General features: G+C 63.0%; 3 protein-coding genes and 1 pseudogene. All 4 read left to right on the top strand.

The features are described from left to right. Positions 1–27: 27 nt before the first annotated feature. A complete protein-coding gene (locus ENZ75_RS28415) occupies positions 28–795 on the top strand; it encodes an SDR family oxidoreductase (protein ID WP_063168520.1) in 768 nt (255 codons plus the stop codon). A 179-nt stretch (positions 796–974) separates the two neighbouring features. Then, complete coding sequence (locus tag ENZ75_RS28410; protein WP_024501541.1) at positions 975–1,802, top strand: AraC family transcriptional regulator; 828 nt, start codon at positions 975–977, stop codon at positions 1,800–1,802. A gap of 132 nt (positions 1,803–1,934) precedes the next feature. Then, the gene (locus ENZ75_RS28405) at positions 1,935–2,378 is read left to right on the top strand and encodes an SRPBCC family protein (protein WP_063168521.1); all 444 of its coding nucleotides are present in this window, start codon (positions 1,935–1,937) and stop codon (positions 2,376–2,378) included. A gap of 13 nt (positions 2,379–2,391) precedes the next feature. Next, positions 2,392–2,495, top strand: a pseudogene (locus ENZ75_RS35770) (xanthine dehydrogenase family protein subunit M); the annotation flags it as partial.

Below are 2,495 nucleotides of genomic sequence, written 5' to 3'. Positions count from 1 at the left end.
GATCATGGTCAAACAAAAGACGGTTTGATGGCCAACTCCCTGTTCAGCCTCGAGGGCCGGCTGGCGCTGGTGACCGGCTCCGGCCAGGGCATCGGCTTCGCGCTGGCTCGGGGCCTGGCCGAACATGGGGCAAGCGTGGTGCTGAACGGCCGCGACGCCGCCAGGATCGACAGCGCCGTCGAAAAGCTGCGCAACGCCGGCTTCAAGGCGCACGCCTCGGTATTCGACGTCACCGATTTTCAGGCGGTCAATGAGGACATTGCCCGCATCGAGGCCGAGATCGGCGCCATCGACATCCTCATCAACAATGCCGGCATACAATTCCGCGCCCCGCTCGAGGACTTTCCCGAGGAGCAATGGGAGCGCCTGTTCAAGACCAATGTGTCGGGCGCCTTCCATGCAGCCAAGGCGGTCGCCCGCCACATGATCCCGCGCGGCAAGGGCAAGATCATCAACGTCGGTTCGGTGCAGAGCGAACTGGCAAGGCCGAACATCGCGCCCTACACCGCCACCAAGGGCGCGATCCGCAACCTGACAAGGGGCATGTGCGCCGATTGGGCCAAACACGGCCTGCAGATCAATGCGATCGCGCCCGGCTATTTCCGCACCGAGATGAACCAGGCGCTGGTCGACAATCCCGAATTTTCCGCCTGGCTGGAAAAGCGCACGCCGGCCGGGCGCTGGGGCAATGTCGACGAGTTGATCGGCGCCGCCGTGTTTCTGGCGTCAGATGCCTCGTCCTTCGTCAACGGCCATACGCTGTATGTCGATGGCGGCATGACGGCTTCGGTTTGAGGTTGGCAATTCTCCCGACCGCCATTCGTTCCAGTGCGTATCGCTCAGTCTGAAAATCCGGCCTCACTGGCCGTCATTCGCCCTCGCCGCCCGCGCGCGTCTTGACGCGGCCCCGAACTCGGCCGCACAATCCCCACTGCAGGCGAAGGGAGGCCAGTCGCCTGCGGGAGGATATACCCATGACGGAAGCGATCAGGCTCTACTGGGGCCGGTTCGGACATGTTTCTATCCTGAATGTCGCAAGCGACTTCGTCACCCATGCCCATGTCGAGGCCCATCTCATCATCTGGCTGGAAGGTACGGCCGGCGAAATGACCATCGGCCGCGAGACCGTCCGGCTTGGGCCTGGAACGGCCGCCGGCATCAACTCCTTCCAGCCGCACAGCCATGTTCTGTCGCAAAACGGGACGCCCGGTCTGTTTCTCGCCTTCTACATCGATCCCGACTGGGCGCGGCGCCGCCGCGACCTGCCTTCGTCGGCGCCGCTGTTTTCACAAGCCGCGATCACGCTGGAACCGTGGCTGCATCAGGCCGCCGCCAATCTGCTCGACCACCTCAGCGACAATGAGAGCGTCGACGATATCGCCAACTACGAGATCGAGCGTTTCATCGATAGCGTGCTCGACGCCGCCGACGCCTCGGCGCCGCAGGAGGCCCGTGTCCGCATCAACACCATGCAGGATTTTCGTGTCCGCAAGGCAATCCAGTTGATGAGAGCCAATGTCTGCGAGCGCATCTGCTTCGACGACGTGGCGCGCAGCGTCGGCCTGTCGCGACCGCATTTCTTCGCTTTGTTCAAGGAACAGACCAATCTGACGCCCAATGTCTACTGGAACACGCTGCGCATGGAGGAAGCGGTGCGGCAGCTGCAATGGTCGCAGGAACCGCTGATCTCCGTCGCCTGCAATCTCGGCTTCACCACGCAGGGCAATTTCTCGCGCTTTTTCCGCGACCATGTCGGCGTGCCGCCGACGCTCTACCGCGAGGCCGCGCGGGCGATCGCCTGAACCAGCCGCCCTTTTTCAGACTCCCCGCCCTTTTTCAGACTCCTTGATAGGCGCTCAAGACGCATTGATAAGCGTCGCTGAAATGGCCGCCCTACCCTTGCACCGGATCGCTTTTGCAAGGGAACATTTTGAATGGCCAAAGTCACCATCTCCAGCGTCATCGACGCGCCGGTCGAAAAGGTCTGGGCGCGCATACGCGACTTCAACGGGCTGCCGGGCTGGCATCCGCGCATGGTGGAAAGCCACATTGAAGACGGCAAGGATGCCACCACAATCGGCTGCGTGCGCAATTTCCAGCTCGCCAGCGGCGCCCGCCTACGCGAAAAGCTGCTCGACTTCTCCGATCAGAATTTCCTGGTCAGCTACTCCATCCTCGAGACGCCGCAGCCGCTGACCAACCACAAGGCGACCCTGCAGCTGCGGCGCGTCACCGATGGCGACCGCACCTACGCCGAATGGACCGCTAGCTTCGACGCCGCGCCTGAGGAGGCAGACAAGCTGGCCGAGGGCATGGGCGCCAATGTCTTTCAGGGCGGCTTCGACGCCCTGAAAAGCCATTTCGCCGGCCAGAGCTGACAGGAGCCAGACCATGGCGCTGGCACTGCAGACTTTTGCAACGGTGAAAGACGCGAACGCGGCACTGAAGGCGGCCGGCACCCGCTATCTCGGTGGCGGCCGCCTTCAGTGCCGCGT

Origin of the sequence: Mesorhizobium sp. M7A.F.Ca.CA.002.04.1.1, assembly GCF_004022805.1 — a bacterium.
In the GTDB taxonomy this organism is placed as follows: Bacteria; Pseudomonadota; Alphaproteobacteria; order Rhizobiales; family Rhizobiaceae; genus Mesorhizobium; species Mesorhizobium ciceri.
The sequence above is the reverse complement of the archived record's forward strand: the minus strand, read 5'-3'. Positions and strand labels throughout refer to the sequence as shown.